This is a genomic window from Primorskyibacter marinus, assembly GCF_003313245.1.
In the GTDB taxonomy this organism is placed as follows: Bacteria; Pseudomonadota; Alphaproteobacteria; order Rhodobacterales; family Rhodobacteraceae; genus Primorskyibacter; species Primorskyibacter marinus.
Window position 1 is genome coordinate 131,879 of record NZ_QJSD01000002.1, and the last position, 20,684, is coordinate 152,562.

At 58.0% G+C, this 20,684-nt stretch carries 15 protein-coding genes; 4 read left to right on the forward strand and 11 right to left on the reverse strand.

Annotated features, from left to right (window positions below; translation table 11 throughout):
• Positions 1-54 precede the first annotated feature (54 nt).
• From DMZ65_RS04575 to DMZ65_RS04600, 6 genes are read right to left on the reverse strand one after another with little or no spacing between them, the layout of a single operon-like run.
• The gene (locus tag DMZ65_RS04575; RefSeq protein WP_116597739.1) at positions 55-3,840 is read right to left on the reverse strand and encodes an nSTAND1 domain-containing NTPase; all 3,786 of its coding nucleotides are present in this window, start codon (positions 3,838-3,840) and stop codon (positions 55-57) included.
• Positions 3,841-3,891: 51 nt separating this feature from the next.
• The gene (locus DMZ65_RS04580; protein ID WP_116597740.1) at positions 3,892-4,956 is read right to left on the reverse strand and encodes an ABC transporter substrate-binding protein; all 1,065 of its coding nucleotides are present in this window, start codon (positions 4,954-4,956) and stop codon (positions 3,892-3,894) included.
• Positions 4,956-6,806: an SLC13 family permease gene (locus DMZ65_RS04585; RefSeq protein ID WP_116597741.1), complete on the reverse strand. Its 1,851-nt coding sequence runs from the start codon at positions 6,804-6,806 to the stop codon at positions 4,956-4,958. Before DMZ65_RS04585 ends, DMZ65_RS04580 begins: the two co-directional genes overlap by 1 nt.
• Positions 6,807-6,809: 3 nt before the next feature.
• A complete protein-coding gene (locus DMZ65_RS04590; RefSeq protein WP_116597742.1) occupies positions 6,810-7,496 on the reverse strand; it encodes a class I SAM-dependent methyltransferase in 687 nt (228 codons plus the stop codon).
• On the reverse strand, positions 7,493-8,449 hold the full coding sequence (locus tag DMZ65_RS04595; RefSeq protein WP_157960557.1) for a nucleoside/nucleotide kinase family protein: 957 nt from the start codon (positions 8,447-8,449) through the stop codon (positions 7,493-7,495). The genes DMZ65_RS04590 and DMZ65_RS04595 overlap by 4 nt, the downstream gene beginning before the upstream one ends.
• A 15-nt stretch (positions 8,450-8,464) precedes the next feature.
• Positions 8,465-9,583 carry a type 2 periplasmic-binding domain-containing protein gene (locus tag DMZ65_RS04600; protein WP_157960558.1) on the reverse strand — a complete coding sequence of 373 codons (1,119 nt, stop codon included), beginning with the start codon at positions 9,581-9,583 and terminating at the stop codon, positions 8,465-8,467.
• 698 nt (positions 9,584-10,281) lie between these two features.
• Between DMZ65_RS04600 and DMZ65_RS04605 the strand changes: the two genes are divergently transcribed.
• Both DMZ65_RS04605 and DMZ65_RS04610 read left to right on the forward strand, forming a co-directional pair.
• A complete protein-coding gene (locus DMZ65_RS04605; protein WP_232824907.1) occupies positions 10,282-11,553 on the forward strand; it encodes an OmpP1/FadL family transporter in 1,272 nt (423 codons plus the stop codon).
• 18 nt (positions 11,554-11,571) lie between these two features.
• Positions 11,572-12,051 (forward strand): DUF4231 domain-containing protein, encoded by a 480-nt coding sequence (locus tag DMZ65_RS04610; RefSeq protein WP_157960560.1) that lies wholly within the window; start codon positions 11,572-11,574, stop codon positions 12,049-12,051.
• Between the two features lie 7 nt (positions 12,052-12,058).
• Here DMZ65_RS04610 and DMZ65_RS04615 read toward each other — a convergent pair whose 3' ends face one another.
• A complete protein-coding gene (locus DMZ65_RS04615; RefSeq protein ID WP_157960561.1) occupies positions 12,059-12,622 on the reverse strand; it encodes a hypothetical protein in 564 nt (187 codons plus the stop codon).
• Between the two features lie 381 nt (positions 12,623-13,003).
• Here DMZ65_RS04615 and DMZ65_RS04620 point away from each other — a divergent pair, with 381 nt between their 5' ends.
• Both DMZ65_RS04620 and DMZ65_RS04625 read left to right on the forward strand, forming a co-directional pair.
• Positions 13,004-14,149: a patatin-like phospholipase family protein gene (locus tag DMZ65_RS04620; RefSeq protein ID WP_116597748.1), complete on the forward strand. Its 1,146-nt coding sequence runs from the start codon at positions 13,004-13,006 to the stop codon at positions 14,147-14,149.
• Positions 14,150-14,176: 27 nt separating this feature from the next.
• The gene (locus DMZ65_RS04625) at positions 14,177-15,748 is read left to right on the forward strand and encodes a tetratricopeptide repeat-containing protein (protein ID WP_116597749.1); all 1,572 of its coding nucleotides are present in this window, start codon (positions 14,177-14,179) and stop codon (positions 15,746-15,748) included.
• 12 nt (positions 15,749-15,760) lie between these two features.
• Here DMZ65_RS04625 and DMZ65_RS04630 read toward each other — a convergent pair whose 3' ends face one another.
• Genes DMZ65_RS04630 through DMZ65_RS04645 form a run of 4 tightly spaced genes read right to left on the reverse strand, consistent with a single transcriptional unit; the run spans position 15,761 to position 20,568 of the window.
• On the reverse strand, positions 15,761-17,137 hold the full coding sequence (locus DMZ65_RS04630) for a cytochrome P450 (protein ID WP_232824890.1): 1,377 nt from the start codon (positions 17,135-17,137) through the stop codon (positions 15,761-15,763).
• A 7-nt stretch (positions 17,138-17,144) separates the two neighbouring features.
• Positions 17,145-18,818, reverse strand: coding sequence for a Dyp-type peroxidase (locus DMZ65_RS04635; RefSeq protein WP_116597751.1), 1,674 nt, complete (start codon positions 18,816-18,818; stop codon positions 17,145-17,147).
• 15 nt (positions 18,819-18,833) lie between these two features.
• Positions 18,834-19,850: a hypothetical protein gene (locus tag DMZ65_RS04640; RefSeq protein WP_116597752.1), complete on the reverse strand. Its 1,017-nt coding sequence runs from the start codon at positions 19,848-19,850 to the stop codon at positions 18,834-18,836.
• 19 nt (positions 19,851-19,869) lie between these two features.
• Positions 19,870-20,568: a hypothetical protein gene (locus tag DMZ65_RS04645; RefSeq protein ID WP_232824908.1), complete on the reverse strand. Its 699-nt coding sequence runs from the start codon at positions 20,566-20,568 to the stop codon at positions 19,870-19,872.
• Positions 20,569-20,684: the final 116 nt, after the last annotated feature.

A 20,684-nucleotide genomic window follows, 5' to 3' on the forward strand; every position in this document is an offset into this window, starting at 1 on the left:
GCATGTTGAGCGGCGTGATGCTGAAAGGCCTTAACGGACTGACGGTTGTGCATCTCACTGGAAGGTGAGGAACTGTGTCAGAAAGGCGTGCCCCCTGGACCAGATACTGGCAATGTCCGAAGGCAGTGCCACCTGCGAACAAAGCTCTGCCATGGATTTCCCGGCTGCGTTCGTAGTGGGATTTTGTGCGATCATTTTGTCAGCGCATATCAACAATTCCTGCGGATCAAGGTAATATTCGAACAAGTTGTCCGCCGCGATCGCCAGCTTGCTGGATGTGCCGGGGCTGAACGCAACACCCTCGGCATTGCCCGAATAGCCTGTGATCGATTGTCGAACCCCGCCTTCATGTGCGTCCTGAACCTGTACGCCGCTTTGGGTGATGACAGCTATCCATTTCTCATTGGTTGCGCCGCGGTTGAACTGCCGTACGTCCAGCCCGCTTTTCCAGTCATATTGGTCAGTCCGGTCGGTCAGTTTGGACAGCTTGATCGTGGAATCGTCGCTGGCGCTGGCAAGTCGGCTGGCATCCTCGTTGAAGCTCAGGGCATTCACCGGCTGTTGGTGATGGGCCACGATCTTTGAGGTCGCGGTCGTCTTTGCGCCCTTGTCCAGCGTCCAAAGATAGACCCGGCCACTCCAATCACCGGTGGCAATACGAAGCGCGCCTGTCTTCGGGACACTGGCCGATTTGGGCGCGACTGCAAGCGACACGACAGGAGCGGTGTGTTCCAGCGTGTGCAGCGCACGTCCCATGGTGACGTCCCATAGCCGAACGGTCTTGTCCCAACTGGCGCTTGCCAAGATGTAATCGCCGTCGCTATCGGGTACAAATGCGAGGGCAGAGATGGCCGCATCATGTGCGTAGCGATGTATCAGCTTGCCCGACGATACGTCCCAGATCTTGACCATCTTGTCCCATCCGCCGCTGGCCAGCATGCCATCCTTGAACGCGAGCGCCGTGACGCCTTCGGTGTGACTTTCAAGCCGGTGAAGCAGCACGCCAGTGGCGGCATCCCAAAGCGCAAGCGTGCCGTCCCAACCCGCCGTAGCAAGCACGCGGGCATCCTCGCTGAAGGCAAGCTGAGTGACGCGACCATCTTGCCGTGGCAAGGCAATCCCGTTTGCCGTCCAGGACTTTCCAGAAATCGGTGTGACCACCACGGACCCATCGCGGCCCGCAACCGCTGTGCGGCTGCCATCGGGGGCCACGGAAATGGCCGTCACTTCGACCTGTTGTGGCATGACCGCTGACAGTTTCGGGCGGCCCGCAGGATTGGATATGTCATATAGGTCGACATTGCCGCCGGCCACCGCCGCGATGAAAAAGCCGCCGGACGGGCTGACTGCAAACTGCCGGACCCTGTCAGAAGCCAAATTGGGTGCGGGTGTTGCGCTGCACTGGCGCGTTGTGTCGTCCGGCACATTCCACGTCAGCACCGAGCGGTTTCGATCCCGCGAGATCATGCGCTGCATTGCGGTGTCGCCGTCGCCTGGCGGCGGAAGGAAGTGAACGTCGGTCACGGCATGTTTGTGACCTTTCAAGGTTTGCTGCCTCTGCGCAGCCTGCACCGCGCGGTTCAGCGCGCTCTGCGCGGCGGGCAGCACCAGCCCATCATGGGTTTGGGTCACGCAAACGGCTGTGCGCGCCGTGACCATGCTTTGCACCGGGTCCGTGCCCAGCTGGCCAAGCGCAGTCAGCGCCTGCTGCCGTGCCCAAGACATGCGTTCGGACATCTTGGCCTCGTGTTCCTTGACCAAAGCATATCCGAGAAACCCCAGAAGCACCGCAGTGACTGCCATCACGATATTGCGGCGCCTGCGGCCTTGGCGTTTTCGCATCGCCTCGCTTGCCTGCACAAACGCTTTGCCGGTCTTGTGTTCCGGCGTTCGCCCGTCAAAACCGCCGCGTTTGAGAAGTTCGACCGCCTGTTCGAGCCGTGACCCACGCCAGAGATGATCGGCGGGACGCCCGGCCTTGTCCCATGCGACAGAGGCTTGCCTGACCTGTTGTCGCAGCAGAAATTCCGCCCGGTGATCCTCGATCCAACTGCGCAGCGGTTTCCAAGTCCGAAACAGCGATTCATGCGCGACCTCCAGCACGCGTGTGCCACCCTCGGCGCGCGAAACCAGTAGCCGTCGCTCGACAAAACTATCAAGCAGGTCTTCCACGGGCCGCAAGTCCGGCGCATCCCAAGGCACGGGCTGGCGTGCAAACTGGCCGTCATCCGCAAGTCGCACCATTTGCAGAAACGCGCGGCGCAAGGCGGGTTCCTGATCGTTTTGGCGGGCGCGGGCAAGGATGGCGTCCGCCTCGCCTGCGATGGCACCGTCAAGACCGCCCAACGCCTTGTAGGCGTCCAGCGTCATTATCCCGGACTGATGACAATCGCGCCACATCAGCCAAAGGGTGAAGGACAGAAGCGGCAGCGCATCGGCCGTGCTGGCATCCTCAAGCAGCCGGTCGGCCAGTCCGGGCTCCAACTCTATCGCGCCCAGCTTGGCCGGCGCTTCGATCACCTGCCGCATGCCTTCCACCGCCATGGGACCAAGCGACAGCGTCTCGAAATCCATGCCAAGCTGCGCGTTCGCGTGCTGAAAGGATTCCAGAAAATCCGACCGCATCGTGACAAGCACGGTAATCGGTGAATCCTCGACATCCAGCGACGCGGCCAGAAGGTTCAGGAAATGCGCGGTCTGAGCATTGGTCCCGAGTTGGCCAAGAAGTTCCTCGAACTGGTCGATAACCACCAGCAGCTGCGCTTCGGGTTGACCAGCGCCGCGACGCAACTGATAGGCAAAATCAACGAGAGGGGTGGATCCGGGACGCATCGGCGCATCCTCGGGCTCTTGATTGCAGATCCGACGGAGGTCATCGAGGCTCCAGTCCAGAAATTCAAGCAGCGAGGCGTTTGCGTCGGAGGGCGGTTCGTGGCGCAGGGCCTCAAGCCTTGCCAGAAGATTGTGAAGACGTTCGTCTTCCTGTGGCTTTGTCTCTGCTGTCGGGGAATTTGGCTCCATTTGATGCGTCAGCAGCAGGGGCGGGGCTTCATGCCATGCCTGCAACCGGCGCTGGATGTTTTCGGGCTTGCGCGCATCGGGTGGTGCGTTGGGGGCGTAGCGCCGGAACGAATTACTGAGCGATTGCGCCAGTTCCGCAAACGGGTCGCGACCGGGGCGAAACGGATCGACGATCACCCAGTGTTTCGGTTCGCGTCGCAAGCGCGGCAGAATACCGGCGCGCGCGAGCGAGGATTTGCCGCTGCCGGATGCGCCCAGCACCATGATCAGCCCTGGTGCGCCACGGTCCAGCAATTCAACGCCTGCGCGCACCTCGTTTCCGCGGCCGAAAAATACCGGCGCATGTTCTTCGTGATACGCGTTCAGTCCAAGATAGGGCGATGATCTGGGGTCCCAATCGCCAACCGCGCCCAGCAGATCAAGCTCTGACAGCCCGTGCCACAGCCGCCTGTATCCGTCCTCCGGGTTCGCGCGCAGGTCAATGAATTGTTTTTCGGTGATGATCGAGGGCAGCTTGGCATCCGGCGCCAACGGATCGGCCAGAAGCGCCATGATCGGCTTGCCTTCCATCCGGGCCAGGGCAATTTCGGCAAAGCACCAATGCGATTGCAGATAGGATTCCGTGCAGATCGCAATCACAACCCGGCAGGCCCGTAATTTGCGGTAGAGTGTCCTTTCCCAACTGCGCCCCGCAACGATGCCCTTGGTCGGATCAAGATCAAGAAACACGCAGACATGGTTCTGCTGCCGCAGCCGCGCTTCAAGCTGCTTGGCCAGCGCGTTGTCGGCAGAACTGTGACTGATGAAGATCGTGCTCATACGGCGTCTGTTTCAATTTGCCGCCAGCTGCGTTTTGCCGGGACGGCCACGTTAACAATCTCCCGTGTAGAAGTTGCCTGTGGCGCGGGCAAAGGCCTCGTGGATGAAGGGGACGATCAGGCCGCGCCGCTCCAGCGCCGGTTGACATATATGGACCAGAAACTGCTTTGACGTCATCGTGCCCATCGGCGCGGCCCCGTCCAGGACCGACAAGGCTTCGCGGGCTGCGACCTCGCCCTGTTCGTAGGGTGACGCCGATACGCTGAGCATCGCGCCGTCCTGGCTGTTGGTCCAGCCCATGCCGACGATCGGCACGGTGGCGTTTGCCTCGGCCCATTTCATGACCTGACTGGCCGGACGAATGAAGGGTCCGCCCTCGCCGCCGCGGATCTGTTGATAGTTGGTCACGAGGATGAGGTCCGCATCCTGCCCGGCGCGCTGCACCGCCTGTTTCCATTCGTCGAACGTGTCCACTTGTACCGGGTCCAGCCACTCGAACGGTGCCCAGTCGATGCTGGTAAAATGCGGAATGTCGGCAGTGATGGATGCCGACCTGTCACCGATGAACACGATGCGCGGCTTGGCGATTGGTGCCTCGCCCTCGGCGACCTGCACCTGAAGTAGTGTAAGCGAAATGTCGCGGATCACCTCCATCGGTTTGCGTTCGAGGATGCCGCTGACATTTTCGCTATCGCCGTAATAGGCGGTGGGATCGCCATTGACCCCGCCAAACACCACTTTGATCGCCGGCTGCCCGTCATCGCGGTCCTTGAAAAACTTCTGACCCACCAACGTTTGCGCGGGGTCGTCGAACAGGATCAGCACGTCTGGCTGGGATTCCTCGACCACCCTGTTGGCCAGCTTTGCGGCTGTGCGCCGAAAGTCCTCACCCGTGTGGTTCTTCAGGTCCATGTAATGATAGCGGACCAAGATGCCGGGATGATCCTCTGTCGCGCGTTCGATGCCTTCGTTGATCGCCTCCACCCATGAGTAATCCGTATTGTAGCTGTGGATAATCAGGATCTGCTGGGCGCGGCTTTTCTGCCAGTAGACCAGCGCAAAAAACAGCCCCATGAAGACCAGCATGACAGCGATGCGCAGAGAGTTTCTGTTCATCAGATCAAGTCCAGCTTTTGCCAGTATATCAGCGAGCCGTAAATCGCGCCGATCCGCAGGGCCAGCATGACAATATTCGCGGTGATGATGCGCTGCTCGTCACAAACTTCGGCCATGCCGCGCGCTGCAAGATCGTTGCGAAGCTTCAGGAAATACGAGCTTTGATACGGAAAGATGAACGTATCGGCGACGGCAAGGATGACAAAGCCAATCAACCACAGTGACGTGCCCTGCGCGATGGCCAGCGGAAACAGCGCGGTCGCGAACAGCACCACGGTGACCCCGGTGGGCAAAGCCAGCCGGACCAGCAGGATCATGGCCGATAACATCAGGATAAAGAGCGGGAAGTCACTGCGCATATAGGCACCGAGCCATCCCAGATGGCTGACAATGAACGTGTCCAGCCCGATGCTGGCGGCGATGGGCACCCAGCCCACGATCGCCCCGATATAGACCAGCACCGGCCAGTCGATCTGGTTGCGCAACGCTTCGCGCTGAAGCGAACCGAACAGCATGAGCGTCACGAAAATGGCCAGCGCAACCCATGGCACGTCGATCCCGTGCAGTGCCTCTGTCAGGATGCCGAGGGTCATGGCGGATACCGCCAGAATTGCGATCCATTCCAGCCGTGCGATCGGGCCGAGGATGCGGCGTTGTTCCAGGATGGTCTGCCGCGGGATGGAGAACTGTCGGGCACCGCGGAAAAGCACCACAGAGACTGCGAAGTAGGACACCAGCACAAGCAGACCGAAAACCGAGGCTGCGTTGAACCATGACAGCCAGTCAAACGCGAATTGCGTTTGCGGATCAAGAAGTCCGTAGATCACCAGGTTGGGCACCGATGCCGTCAGAAACAGCGGCACGAAAATCGACACACCCGCCGTCAGGCTAAAGATCAGCCGGTTAGCAAAAACGTCTTTACGCCCGGCCTTGGAGATCTCGACCAGATCGACGAGAAAGGGCGAGATGATGGTCATGCGCCCCACCACCGACGGGATGATCGGCGACAGCAGCGATCCAAGGCCAAACAGGCTGAGGCTGTAACCCAAAGGTGTCGAAGGGACACGCGACAAGACCCACAATGAAAATCGGTAGGTCACGCCCGATGCAACCATCAACGCCCCGATGCCGAAGATGCTGAGACAGATGAAGAAGCTTTCGGAACGAAAGCCGGACAGCGCCTGTTCGGGCGGTGCGACATCCAACAAGATCACCGCAAGCGCGGCAAATAGCGGCGGCACATATTCCGGCACCAAGCCGAACAGCCACATGCAGACAGTGACAGAGATTATGGCAAGGAAATCGGTCGCGGCGTCGCTTAGGCCGATGGCGGGGCCGATGAAATACACCGCAACCGGCCAGACGATGGCTTGAAGCCAGCCGGCAATTGCAAGGAGTGTTGCATCGCCTGTTAGCGTCGTGGGGATCTGCGACGTCGCGGCATTGCCCGGATCATCGTAGCGGCTGGCGTAGGATTTGAAGAAAAGCTCACGCAGGGATCGGCTGATCGCGGCAATGTCTGCCAGGGCTACGGCCGGGATCGCCAGCACGTCGGAATCTTCCACCGCGATGGCGGCATCCGTATGGGTATCGATGCCCAGCAAGGCCTCTTCGCCAGCATAGCCTTCACTCCGCGTGACAAAGCGGCCGCTCGCGCATTCCAGGCGGATCGTGCCGCGCTGGATCATATAGACGGTCCGGGCGGCGTCGCCGGTCTGGTACAGATAAGCCCCCGCCGAGATCACGCGCGTCTCGATATGCGGCAACAGTTTTGATAGCTGGATCGCCGATAATTGCCCGAGGATCGGGTCGGACAGCAAACTGTCAGCAGAGAGGGCATTGGTCGCCATTGCTCAGGATGTCCCGCCGCCATTTTTGCGCGAAACGCGGTACAGCGGCCGGGGAAGCGGCCCGACATGAGTGACGAAGTGGCCAATCAGCTGAATATCAAGCGCGCCACAGGTCTCAAAAATTGCCAACTCTTCGTCCGGCAGATAAGTGTCCCATGTATAGCCGGGGGGCGGGATTTCGGATTTCAGCGCCAATTCGACAAACAGAACCGGAATGCGCTCCGTCAGCATCTGCATCATGCCCTGAACATGCTTTAACCCCTTGTTCTGCACGATGTGGTGGAGAATGCTGAAGAAAAACGCATAGTCGAAGTCTCCGGGCGCTATTTGCGCGCAGGTTTCAGCCGACAGCTCTTCTTGCGCGAATGTGGCGCTGCCGGGCGTGTAGCGCTGGATTTCCTGACACAGGCTGACATTGCGCGGGTCAATATCGGTGCCGTGCCCGATCATGCCGCGATCCACGAAATACAGCGTGTTATAGCCCAGTGAACAGCCCGCATCCCACAGCTTGCGTCCCTCTATATTGTCACGCATCGCCGCCTCGACCGCGCGGCAACGGTCCAAGCAGGGGCGCAGCGGCCCAATCGCGGGCTTGTGGGGGTAGTTGTAAAGCGGCTGATACACGTTTTTGCCTTGCACCAGCAGGGCGTCTACGCGCGCCTGTTTCTCTGCCTCGTTTGTCACGGTCATATAGTCTCTGCCTCTGTTCTGGCCTGCGATTGTGGCCGACGGACCCCCAGAAGATTTCTGTCAGGCCCGATTTCCAGCACCACATCGGCGATGCGTGCATTTGGCATGACCCATTGGGTGATGCTGGGTTGCAGGGCTTCGTTCCAGAACGCTTGCATTTGCTCTTCGGTGAACCCGGCCTGCCCATGTGTCTGCTTGCGGATTTTGCGCTCTCGGCCAAAACGCCATTGTTGCAATTGGGCTATCGGAGCGTCGAGGTAGATGAAGAAATCGCACCGATCTGCCAGTGTGTCATAGCCGGGGCAGCGCGCGCCGACCATCGCCCCGTCGAAAATGCAGATGTCGGGCGTGTCCGGCAGAACCTCGTCCGCCGCTGGCGTGTCGCGGCCCAGATCGTAGCGTGGAACGGTCAACGTCCCGCCCCGGCGATCAAGTGCCGAGACAAACGCGCAAAGCCGTTCGGTGTCATGTGATCCAGGCAGGGTCCGCCATTTGTGTCCCCGGCGCAAACGTTCTTCTTTCGGGAAATAGAAGTCGTCCAGCGAGAGGCTGAGACAGCGTTGCTTGGCAGACGCCATCATCGGCAGGCAGGCGGACAGGATCTTGGATTGCGTCGTTTTGCCCACCCCCGGCCCCCCGCCGATGCCAACCAGAAAGGTGCCAGCCGTTTCGGTCGCGCGTTGGCCCAGATACTGCGTAAGCGGCACGATGATCTCGAACAGGAAAGTCGCGCTGGGGTCAGGAATGCCCAAGCCTGCCATCGCCCGTTCATATTCCGGCGTCAGATCGCGGAACAGTCGCAAGCGGCGCTCGACGTGTTCTCCGTTCCATTTACCGCCGAACAAGGCAGTCTCCAGCGGGTTTCGGGACAGACGTTTCGCGATCAAGCGATACGCCTCTGTATCGCTTTGCAACGCGGCGGTTGCCAGCCGATCGACAGTCGGGTCGTTCAATTCGCGCGCCTCCATTCATCGAGTATTGTCAGGGCCGGGCGCGTCCAAACACTCTTTGAAATGGCTGATACTATCGAAAAAGAACGCTTCTGCCTGTTTTCTGGAGCAGTAGCTGCTGATGATGTCCGGGTCAGTATACAGGACATCCATATAGTGTGTGCGATTGAATTTCTGGAAACTCTCGGAATTGAAGGCTTGCTGGAACAACCAGTCCAGAAACTGTCGTCGTTCGGGCGGTATGCCCTGCTGCACGAAAAAACCCCGGAACCGGTAATAGGCGTGGCATTGTTCCCGGTCTGGCGTGGCGAAAGACGTGGTCGGCCCAAGGCGCGTGGTCAGCGCCTGGGTGACGTCCTCCTTTGGCAGCAACGTGAATATCGGCTTCAGAAAGCCGCCTTCGATCAGCCGCGCGATGTCGCCAGGCTGTTCGATCAGGGCATCGGCATAGCCATCCTTTCTGTCCGTCTTGTTGAACAGCGAAAAGTACCTTTCGGACCCGCTTTCATAGGCTTGGGACACAAAGGCGGGCGGGGTGGCAGGATCGTTGGGCGTGGTCGAAACCTCTTCGATCGCCGGTGCTTCGGCAGTCGTGTCGAGCGGGATCAAAAAGGTCTGCTCGAACTTCTCCAACAGGAAATTCTCAAGCCCAAGGTCGGTGTCATCGCCGCCGAAAATCGCGATTTTCAAGATCGAGGTGTCACCCGACGATGCGTGATCGACAAACCCGCCAAGATCCGAAAACCGGGCATCGTCCGTGCGGATGTAAAGCTGACTGAAGGTGATCTGCGCAATGTTCAGGGGGGTCAGGAATACGTCCTGATCGGGGGATGTGGCAAGCAGGCTGGCATAGGTGTCGTTAAGCTGTATGACGTTATAGCCGTTTGGCGGCAGCTCCGAGAAATACTCCAGCGCGACGTCCAGATTGCCACCGAACTTGAACAGAAGGTTCACCTCGATGTTCAGATCGTTGCCATCGGCGTCCTTGAGATTGCGGATGGCTTTTGCGATCTCGTCACTCAGCGGCAGCGATCCGGATGCGGTGCTGCGCGGAATGAAGATATTGATCGGCTGGTCCGGGAAGCCGGCGGGCATCGGCACAGGGTCAACATCACAGGTCTGGGCCAATGCGGGCATTGTTGCAATGACACCCATTATGGCCAGAAAAACCCATGCACGCAGACAACCAAAGACCGAACCCGCGGCGTGAAGAATGGTTCTGGCCAAGGTAATGCGTTTCCTGCGGTTCAGTTTCATCAGGTGTTCGTCAGGGGCAAGCGTATTCCAGCAGGCATGGTCCGGCCAAAATCTGTTGCCTTGGATACGCTGCCGTTAAAGATGTACGCATGTTTCCGTAATAGTAGTGCTACGTCAAGAGACATCGCCTTGTCAGCCACGCGACACAACCCTTGGGGTCGGGCAAGTTTACACTTATTTGCCATTGTTTTAAGGCTTATCGCCTGCAGCCTGATGTAGAGGAATGGTGTGTGTGACCGAAAATCCACATCTTATGATTTGCGAACTGGCGGTGCCAAGCAATGTTATCGGGGTTTACCTGATACAGTCTAAGGTTGCATAAGTAGCATATGTATAGGTGTACGCCGTGGTTGGCGCTGCTGTCTTTTTTCGGCAGGTATCCAAGCCATTCAGATTTGCCTTAGGTCGGGATCACATCCGACCGGCGGTTTCCAGAGCGTAATTTTTCCAGTTCCCAGCAAAGCAAGGCCATAGGGGCGCTTGCGCATATTGCCGATGACCGATCATTAACGGGCCACGGCGTCACGCAGAGGACAAGCGTCATGCTCTTGAAAAGACATTTATCAACGGTGACCCTGATGGTGGCGCTGGCATTTCCGATTTCGGCGATGGCCAATGGCTACCAGAACCTGCATCAAAGCGCGATGGGGCTGGGAACAGCCTATGCCGCGAATGGTGCGGGCATTGACGACGTATCGGCGATGTTTTCCAACCCTGCATCGCTGAGCCGGTTTCCGGGATGGAATGCGTCTGCCGGTGTGACGCTGATCCTGCCAACCGACACGTTTGAAGGGCTGTCTGCTACCACATCCGGCGGCGTGCCGATCACGGATGGCGACCCGTCAGAGCCGTCGCAATTCCTCGACACGACCTTTTCGGGGTTCTGGTATGTGAGCAAGCAACTGACGGACAAGCTGCATTTCGGGCTGGCGTTCAACGCGCCTTGGGCGACGGAATCGGACTACACTGACACAGCCGCCTCCCGATACACCGCGACCACGACAGAGCTGACAGCCTATAACCTCAGCCCGATCCTGTCTTATCAGGTCAATGAACAGCTTAGCGTCGGTGCCGGACTCAACATCCAGTATTATACCTCGAAATTCGCGACCAATATTTCGACAACGCCCGCTGCTCCGGCGCGCGCGACTGATGCCTTGGCAACGTTCGAGGGTGACAAACTGGCATTCGGGGCCACGGTCGGTCTGGAATATCAGGCCACGGATCAATGGCGGTTCGGCGTGTCCTACCGGTCAGCGATCAACCATGAATTCGACGGCGATGTTAAGATCGACGGTTCGACGGCAGCACTGGCCGCGCTGCCCGGCTTTGGCATATCGGACTCGGGGTCGGCAAAATACGATATTGCCACGCCCTGGATGTTGCAGCTTGGTGCGCATGGTCAGATCAACGACAGGCTGGAGGTTTACGGATCGGCCACACTCACCGGGTGGAGCAAGTTCAAAGACACGATCATCGAAACGTCGAACGGTCTGGGGACGCTCGAAGTCAAGAACGGCTGGCATGATGCGGTCTATGTCGCCGTCGGCGCAGGCTATCAGATCACCCCGAAAACCAAGATTTTCGGGGGGCTTGCCTATGATGAAACCCCCACGCCGACCAAGGTTCGCAACCCGCGCGCGCCCAATGCGCATCGCTACTATGTCGGCCTTGGCCTGTCACATGCGTTCTCACCGTCGCGGTCCATCAAGTTCGGCTATGCGCACACCTTCTTTGACGACGCACCGATCCGCCTGACCGAAGCCACCAATCCCGGACGAGGTTCGCTGAATGGCGACATCAAGATCGATGCGGATATTGTCATGGTTCAATATGTGCACAGCTTCTGACGCTTGGGCCGTCATGCCATGACCAGCGCCGAAACCGACTATCTGGAGCAGCGCCTAGATGGGCAGATTGAGTGGTACGACCGCAAAAGCGTGTTCAATCAGACCGCCTACAAGAAACTGCGGCTGATCGAGATTATCGCCGCCGCGTCAATCCCGCTTTTGGCCGGATATATCGACAAACACGTCTATGTCGGCATGGTGATCGGTGCTTTGGGGCTGATCGTGGCGGTCCTCGCCGGAGTCATCGGGCTGTACCGGTTCCAGGAAAACTGGGGCGAATACCGGGCTGTGTCAGAGTCTTTAAAGCAGGAGAAATTCCTCTTTCTCGCGCGGGCGGCACCGTATGACGATGAAAAGCCCTTTGAGCTGTTGGTCACGCGGGTTGAAACCATGCTGCGAAAGGAAACATCGGGCTGGACCCAGTCGATCCGGAAAGCAACCCAGTCCGATCAGGCAGAACGCGCGGGAACGGAGAAATCCTCGCCAGAAGACGGGTAGACCCGGATCAATGCAGTTCGGTCGGATCAATGATCGCCACCTTTGCCGCGATGCCCTCGACCCGGTGCGCGACATCGGCGGTGCCGCCGCCGCCGTCGCCGCCCTGTCCATTCCACAACAGCAGCAGATGAATCGGGCCGCCATCGGCACAGCTCTTTGCCGCAGAAATCATGCGGGAGTTATTCTTTGCAAACGGATTTTCAGATGCATCGTCGGCGCTGTCCGGCTCCGGCCACACCGCCGTGGACTGTCCAAGGATTTCTGCAAACCGGTCCTCCCAGCCAGAGTCGCAAGCGGGCGGAAGCCTGACCGACGCATCAAGAAATGCTTCTTGCTCCAACGGGAGGAACACCCACACCTGTGCGCCGCGGTCAAGACCGTGTTCCGCGAAAAGAATGTCCCCCCCGCGTGCGCCGCCACAGATGCAAATGTCGTTCTTGCCGACCCGCCAGCCTTCAAGAATTGCCGCGATCCGCGCGCTTGCCGCATCTTCCATCGATGCCGGAAAGCGCGGTGTGTCCCTGTCCGGGCTGTCGATCATATGGCCGCTGAACAAAATCACGCGTTGCATATCTTTACCCATCCTTCACAGATCAACGGCAGATAAGGGTCATCCGCCTTCGTGTCAGCCAGCTTCGTTCGTAATGGGTTTGTCGCCGGCGTCCTGCAAGCCGTAAAGAGCGACGAATTCGGCCTCTAAAACCGCGCTCAAGCCCGCGTGACTGTTGACTTATACATAGGGAAACGGCTCCAATAGACATGCGGTTCCGCAGCCTTCGCAATCAAAATGAAAACAAGCGTTTTTCCACTTGGCCCGTATCGACTTTGGTCCACCAATCCGCCGAAGTTGCGTGTCTGTCCCCTTTGTACCCTTCCGGACAGACCAATTTTTTCAAACACATGAATACATATCGGAGAGTTCCATCTCGCGATGCAAAGAAAGGTTAGCCAAATGTCAAAAGACCTGAACGCTCATTTGTTCGGACCAGGCCCAAAGCGAATTCTGGCATTGGACGGGGGCGGCATCCGCGGAATTCTGACCCTGCAAATGCTGGCCCGGATCGAAAAAATCCTGCGCAAACGGACCGGTGACGAAAACACGGTTCTATCGGATTATTTCGACCTGATTGGCGGTACGTCGACCGGCGCGATCATCGCGTCGGCGCTGGCACTTGGCTGGCCGGTCAGCCGGATCAACAAGCTGTACCTGGAATTTGGGAACGACATTTTCCAATCGTCTTTCTTCCGGATGGGGCTTTTGCGGCCGAAATTTTCCGCCAAGGCGGTCCGCGAAGGATTGAAGCGTGAATACGGAGATATCTGCCTTGGTGGGCCAGAGGTGAAAACCGGGCTGGGGATTGTCGTCAAACGCATCGACACCGGCAGCCCGTGGATTATCCATAACAACCCCAAGGGCATGTATTTCAACGAGATCGCAGGCAGCCGGTCAACGGCCAACAAGGATTATCTGCTGCGCCAGGTTGTTCGGGCAAGCTCGGCTGCGCCGACGTATTTTGAACCCGAATTGATCAACGTGACTTCCGACATGCAGGGTGCTTTCGTGGATGGCGGGGTCAGCCCCTACAACAACCCGGCGCTGCAACTGTTGATGCTCGCGGCGCTGAAAAACCACGGGCTGAACTGGCCGGTGGGCAGCGACAAGATTCAAATCGTGTCATTGGGCACCGGGACCAAGACACTGGCGATGGAGCAGGAAAAGGTCATGAAAATGTCCGCCGCAGAACTGGGCGTGCGCGGTTTGTCCTCGCTGATGGACGATAATGCCGCGTTGAACGAACAGTTGCTGCAATGGATGTCGGACAGCCCGACGGCGCGATCGATCGACAGCGAGGTGGGCGATCTAAGCTCCGACTTTCTGGGCGGCGGCACGCCACTTCTGACCTATCTGCGCTACAACGTCGAATTCGACACCGCATGGCTGAAAGACCACCTGAATGTCGACTACTCGATGGAACAACTGGAATCGATCGCGGAGATGGACAAGCCCCAAAACATGGACGATCTGACCGATATAGGTAAGGCGGCCTGTATCCTGATCAAGGAAGAGCATTTCGGTAAACAGTTCGATATCGGATGACGGATCCCAGGGACGGAGGGACATAAAATGCAGCAGGATGGGAATGAATCGTCAGACGCGAAGGGCGGGTCAGACCGGCAGCTGACATGCTTTGTGGTAACGGGTTTTGGCAAAAAGACCGACTATGTAACGGGCCGCGTGCTGAACCTTGACCAGACCTTTGAACAGTTGGTCCAGCCGGCCTGTGACAAGGTCAACGTCAATTGTTTTCGCGCCATTGATGCCAACCTGACCGGTCAGATTGATTCCATCATGTATCGCTGGCTGTTTGAGGCGGATCTGGTGATCGCGGATCTGTCGACTTTGAATGCCAACGTTTTTTATGAATTAGGCGTCAGACACGCGCAGCGCCCGAATACCACGGTTCTGATCGCCGAGGCGCTGTTGCTGGAACGTATTCCCTTTGATCTCAGCTCTTTCGTAATCCATCAATACGAACATGGCGGCGAAGACATCAGTGTCGATGAACAGGATCGGTTTATCGCGTATCTGTCCGATCTTCTGGCCAAGATCATCGACATCGAAAGGATCCGACAGGAAACTTCACCCGATGTGCCTGCGGAGGCCGATAGCCCGATTTACCGAAACCTGAAAAGCATGAGGCCGCCGGATTATACCCCTGAATCGTTCCTTGTGCCGCCCGCGTATATTGCGCCGGAAGCGCGGAACACTGCCGTGCCAGATGATGGCGCATCGCTTGCGAAGATGCTGCAAGCAGCTGAGGACGCGATGGCGGCGAAAGACTTCGAGACAGCCATGGATCTGCTGCGGCGGGCGATAGAGTTGCAAACAAAGGGGCGGCCCGACAGCAAACCGGACGTGTACATTGTGCAAAGGCTTGCACTTGCGACCTACAAGGCCGGCGAAAAGCGCGACATGAATGGCAAGATTGATCCCGATCTGGCAATGTCTTCGCTTTATCAGGCCGAGGACATCCTGGAGACATATTGCGCGCCGTTCATCACCAACGATCCCGAAACGCTTGGTCTGGCAGGGGCGATCAACAAACGCTTGTTCGATCTGACCGACCATGCGGAATATCTTGATCGCGCAATCCGGTTTTACGAACGCGGTTTCTACATCAAGCAGGATTATTACAACGGGATCAACGCCGCTTTCATGTACTCATTGCGGGCCACGCGGCTGGAAACGCGGTTTGACGCGATCGTCAATTTCGGACATGCCAACATGATCCGCGAAAAGGTTGCCCGGATCTGCGAGGATCTTATCAGTGACGAAGATGGCTTTGCCGGGCGTGGTGACCGAGAGTGGGTCTATCTAACGCTGGCCGAGGCCTATCATGGCTTGGGCCGTACTGCCGAAGCAGGCCGCCTGGAGCGCAAGATCGACACATATGCCAGTGATTTTGCGAAGAGCAGTTATAGTGAACAGAAAGCCAAACTGTCAGCGATCATAGCTGCCTTTGAAAACGGCGCGGACGCCGGCGAAGCAGTGCAATCGCGGCCCGTCCCTCAGGCGAATGCACAGCAGTCACCGGCACAGATGGATGCCGATGGGCAGATCACGTTTCGCCCGGATGTCGCGCCCGGCAGGAACGTCCGGTCCTTGGAAGTCACTTACCGCATTGAATACGACTAGACCCCGCCGCACTCAGGTGTCGAATTCAAGGTGGAAATGCTGCGGATGGGGCGTTGGCCCGGTGTCGATCTGACCGGCCGGTCCGGGGGCACGTCGCAGATTTTTCTGGGCCAGCAAAGGTTTCAGAATTGCCGGGATCACCGCCTTGTTGATCGCTGCGCCGAAACAGATATGCATCCCGTAACCCCAGATGATGTAGGTCTCGAACGGGCGGTTGACGCGAAATTCCTGCGGTGCCTCCACGGCGTAGCGGTCAAACATCGCCGAAACGGTCGCGGCAAAGACCATCTGGCCTTTCTTGACGTTCACTTGCCGGAACGAGGACCGCGCGACAACCGTATCGCGCGTCGCGCGGCGATAGATGACCGGGTTGTGGGGATAGAACCGCAGCGCTTCCCAGATGTAATTCTCGTAGGATGCGTCGTTCGTCAAAGCCGCACGATGCGCGCGCTCAAGCTCCTCCGGACGGTTCAGCAATTCGTCCATCGCGTAGCAACATGCCTTTGAGATTGTCGGAATCGCGCCGATCAACAGGCCAAGGATATTGTTGCGGATGCCAAGATCGCTCATCCCCGGCGTGTCGGCGCGTTGCAGGGCAAGGCAACGGTTCAGGATATCCTCGCCATCGGTCGGGTTGGCCTTGCGGTCAGCAATGGCCGCGTCAAGATAGTCGCGCAGCCCTGCGGCACAGGCCATCGCCTTGGCGTCCAGTTCGGGATCGGCGGGCAGATCCTCGAACAGATACCAGAACAGGGTGCTGGTCCAATCTTTCATGGTGGCCGCATCCGGCCCGCCGGTGCCGAAATAGGTGTTGGTCATATCCCACGGCACTTGCAAGGAAAGCTGCGCGGGCAGATCAATCTTGCCATGGCTGCGTTCGACAATATCGTTCGCCATCAACTGCGCGCGCGGCAGCACAATTTCAGGAACGTCGGTATGCCGTGCCGCCAACCGCATCGCAGAGGTATCGCGGGTGTAGTCCCAGCCCGGCTGCATTCCCAGAAAGAAGTTGTCGCCATCGGTCAGCTTGCGCATCCGGCTGCCATAGACGACTTCGAAATCCTCGTTGCGGGCCAGCACATCCAGACAATCGTTACTGCGGGTGACAATGACAGTGCCGGTATTGTCGTAGCTCTTCACCAGCTTTCGTTTTAGCGACGGGTTCGGCAGGAATGCCCGCAAAACCTCGAACACCTTGCGCTGGCCGGAAACAGTTTTCAGCTCTGCGCCAATATTCTGTTTCAGCCCGCCCTCGGCGCGGGATGCCTTGAAGGCGATCCCGGCCAACTGGCCTGCCGCTCGCACCCCTTCGCCCCATACCATCAGGACGGCGAGAATGGTTCCGCCAACATTGCGAACCGCTGAAATCATTGCCTGTCCTTTCGGCATTTTTGTGTCACGTCGCGTCGACAGTGCCCATGGCCATCATCCGCAAGGCGGTCATCGAGGGTATGAAAAAATAATCCCCGCCACGGCATTCGACAAAAGTCTTTAGCTTGCTCATCACATAGGGGTTCTTGCCGGATTTCGGGTCGGACGTGATCGTAAAGCGTTTGTGGCGGTCGTGATTGCCAAGCATCGGGCAGGTGTCATTGCCCTGATGGAAATCCAGCCCATATTGTATCCACTGCTGCTGCACGAACTCGAACTGACGCGACAGGCTGGCACACATGATGATCATGGTGACGCCCTGTTCGGTTTCGTCGGTCTTGGCTTCGCCGACACGCGGCCCGTAGGGCAGGCCACGCCGCAGGATACGGCGGCGTTTGTTCAAGGCCGAGGTCGCATTCTTATTCTTATACTGTTCGCCAGTCTCGGGATCGATCCCGATCTTGTTGAGCGGGTCGAGGTAGTCGCGCGTATTCATGCGCCGCAGATGAGATCCCACCGGGTTCTTGTACCCCATCATATCGTCGGCATAGACAAAGTTCGACGAGGCCGGCGACCGGAGATAAGCCACCTGATTTTGCAAGGCTTTCACGGGGTCCGCGTCGTTGAACCCCAACTTGTCGCCAAACGCGACCCATTCGTCATAGGTGGGCACGACCGAGATCGGAACACCGTCGGACCAACGCCCACACATCTTGGCATGCAGGGTTTCTCGGGCTTCGATTTCCGAGACGCCCTGATGCGCGGCGAATGTCTTGGCCTCCTCGCGCATCACCTCATCGAAGGTGCCGACGTTTTCGTGCAGCTTGCGATAGGCCATGAAGGTAGAGTTGTGCGTGAACTCCGGCGGGGCGGCGGCGGGGGGCAGCTCCTGGCTTTCATCGGGATGGCCCAGAATGAACTCGCCGGCCTCGATCGGTTCCCATCCGGCTTCGGGGCTCATGCGTTTGCCGCGACCGATCACGTTCTGCTTTTCGATCTCCGGAGGATACTGGCCCTTGTAGACCGGATCGCCGATGCCATCGGAAAAGCCGAAATGTTCCTTGGGGGTGGGCAGTTTGACGCCGTTCTTTTCCTGAAAGACGGCAGAGGAGGCCTGATATTCCTGATCGCCGTTCTTGCCGTTATTGGTCAGGATCCGGACGCCCTGATCCAGATCCTTGCAAAGATCCCTCAGCCATTGGGTCTGCTCTTCCAGGTCAGCGACGGGTTCATCCTGCCCCAGGGTCTGAAGCTGCGCATTCATCGAGATCCAGATATGAACGTTGTCGGTATCGTCGCCGTCGCCAACCCGGTTGCCTTGCCAGATCGGATCCCAGTGCCTGTCCCAGCCGACAGATTCCGCCTCTGTCTTGGTCACGTCGCGGTCGCCAAGGATGAACGCGCGGTTCTTCATGCCAGAGATGAAGTCCTCGGGCATGCCGCGCAGGGTCCGTTCGGGGATCTGCATTTTCAGAAGCCCCAGAAAGGTAAAGCCGATATTCATCGTCACCAGCGGCTTGCCGCCCTCGGGCCAGGTGGCCCCGGTGGTCACTTTCTGGCGCACCGCCTCGATGAATTTCCGTCCCTTGCCGCAATCAGAAATGTTGAGAAAGAAATAGCGTGCGAAAGGAAAGGAGTAGCGTCCATAGGCGCGGATCACATTGCCTTGTATGTCGTCCAGATTCAGGCTGCGTGTCATGTTTGAATTTCAATCCTAGCTTGAAAGGCCGCCCTCGGCCGCGATCGAGATTACACCGGGGTTTTGTGTCGGTGACATCTTGTCTTCCGGTTTGTGGGTTTTCAGAAAGGCCCCGAAATCCTCGTAAATCTTGTCCGCATCCGCGCCCTGATGGTCGATGGCGAAATCGGCAAAGGTCTGCTGGACGTAAAGCGCCTTCAGGACCGATGGCAGATCGTCATATTCGCCGGGCGGCAGGGGTTTGGCCCCATTGTTCAGCGCGTATCTGGCGCTTAGTACCGCAGCCACTGCGGCGATGATGAAACCAAGGACGAACAATAGCAGCGTGCTGATGCCCAACACGCTGGACATGCCGAACAGCCAAAGCACCAGCGCGAGCAGCCCGATCCCGGCTGGCACCAGGATCCCGGCCAGAAGTTTGGGGATCGACAGCTCGTTGAATTTTGGCAGTTTCAGATAATAGTCGTGGAAGGGCATCGTCGTTTCGACATGGCATCGATCGAGGTACTCAGCAAACCCATCGGCCGAGTTGACGCCATCGAACCCCACGCAATTGCGATAGATCTCTTCCAGTTCCGGACCCATCGTATCCCACAGTTTGCGGGCGTAGGATTTGCGTACTTCGGTCTGTTCTTCGGGGGTCAGGTTGTGAGGCAGCGCGGCACCGTCTTCCGTGACGGCATCAATATCGGCGCAAAACACCAGATAGGCCGCGTTCAGCTTGTCGATTTCCTGCGGTTCGACCGGATTGATCCCCATCGCCGTGGCCACGACCGGGTTTTGCGCGTTGCGCCCGTTATAAACGACATCGCTCAGTACAAACATGCGCGCCAGATGTGTGCGTTTGTTGCGCGAAAAGGGGCTGTTCAGCCCGGTATTCTGCGTCGCCGGCGACTGCAATGCTGCGGGCAGCATCGCCAGCGTTGCCCTGACCTTCTGCTCGCAAGAGGTGTTCGATCCGTCCCCGGCCTTTCCGGCCTTGATCGGTGCGAGGGTCGTCAGGAACAGGTGGCCTGTATCAAGATCCGGCATGAGGCAATCCTCGGGTGGTTTATGTTCGTTCACTATCGAAGGTTTGCTGGGCATTCCTGACATAAGCACCGCGATTGATATCCGCGCGCTCTGTATCAAGGCTGGCAACAGGGCCTATCCCCGGATCGCCAAGACAGCTTTGGACCTTGAACATCGTTTCTTTGTACGCTTTGGCAAACTCTTCGGGTGTTTGCGATCCGTGTGACTTGGCCAGTTGCAGGACGGCGTCATAGACACGCAGGCTGGATTTGATGTCACGCTGCGCCGATCCGGGCGTCGCGTTGTAATAGTAATCCGTATTGATCTGATTATAGGTGATGTATGTCTTGAACGTCGTCACCGGGATGGATTGCGGGTATTTCGTTGCCGAATACCAAAACAGGTTCAGGCCCTTCGGGATACCGTCTGAAAACGCATCAATATACTGGTCCCAGGTTCCGTTGAAATTGGAACAGAACAGCATGTAGTCGTTTTTTACGGTTTGCTTTCCTTGGCCAAGGTCGGGCCATTCGTTTGGTCGGATGATCACCCAGCGGGCAAAATGAATGATCGAGAGGCCAAGCAAGCCCATCAGGTTTTTCGGTAATCCACGAGATGCCATGAACAGCAGCCGATTGACCCAGGTAATTTTGGGATTGCTCGGCGTGACCACATTCATCGCATAGGCTTTGCCGCCTATGTTCGACATTAATGTATCCTTTTCGCAACGAAACTGCACCAAAAAGTGTAATCAGAAAATCGTAGAAGACCCCTGCGTTGTATTTGAACTGTCTGCACCCGTCAACGCTCATGCCGCGTCTTGTGACATGGTTGAACGCCACGGTGGTTAAAATT

Excerpts from the sequence above, each read along its gene's own strand:
- DMZ65_RS04575 (WP_116597739.1), bottom strand. The coding sequence starts at position 3,840 with ATGAGCACGATCTTCATCAGTCACAGTTCTGCCGACAACGCGCTGGCC.
- DMZ65_RS04580 (WP_116597740.1), bottom strand. The coding sequence starts at position 4,956 with ATGAACAGAAACTCTCTGCGCATCGCTGTCATGCTGGTCTTCATGGGG.
- DMZ65_RS04585 (WP_116597741.1), bottom strand. The coding sequence starts at position 6,806 with ATGGCGACCAATGCCCTCTCTGCTGACAGTTTGCTGTCCGACCCGATC.
- DMZ65_RS04590 (WP_116597742.1), bottom strand. The coding sequence starts at position 7,496 with ATGACCGTGACAAACGAGGCAGAGAAACAGGCGCGCGTAGACGCCCTG.
- DMZ65_RS04600 (WP_157960558.1), bottom strand. The coding sequence starts at position 9,583 with ATGCCCGCATTGGCCCAGACCTGTGATGTTGACCCTGTGCCGATGCCC.
- DMZ65_RS04605 (WP_232824907.1), top strand. The coding sequence starts at position 10,282 with ATGGTGGCGCTGGCATTTCCGATTTCGGCGATGGCCAATGGCTACCAG.
- DMZ65_RS04610 (WP_157960560.1), top strand. The coding sequence starts at position 11,572 with ATGACCAGCGCCGAAACCGACTATCTGGAGCAGCGCCTAGATGGGCAG.
- DMZ65_RS04615 (WP_157960561.1), bottom strand. The coding sequence starts at position 12,622 with ATGCAACGCGTGATTTTGTTCAGCGGCCATATGATCGACAGCCCGGAC.
- DMZ65_RS04620 (WP_116597748.1), top strand. The coding sequence starts at position 13,004 with ATGTCAAAAGACCTGAACGCTCATTTGTTCGGACCAGGCCCAAAGCGA.
- DMZ65_RS04625 (WP_116597749.1), top strand. The coding sequence starts at position 14,177 with ATGCAGCAGGATGGGAATGAATCGTCAGACGCGAAGGGCGGGTCAGAC.
- DMZ65_RS04630 (WP_232824890.1), bottom strand. The coding sequence starts at position 17,137 with ATGCCGAAAGGACAGGCAATGATTTCAGCGGTTCGCAATGTTGGCGGA.
- DMZ65_RS04635 (WP_116597751.1), bottom strand. The coding sequence starts at position 18,818 with ATGACACGCAGCCTGAATCTGGACGACATACAAGGCAATGTGATCCGC.
- DMZ65_RS04640 (WP_116597752.1), bottom strand. The coding sequence starts at position 19,850 with ATGCCGGATCTTGATACAGGCCACCTGTTCCTGACGACCCTCGCACCG.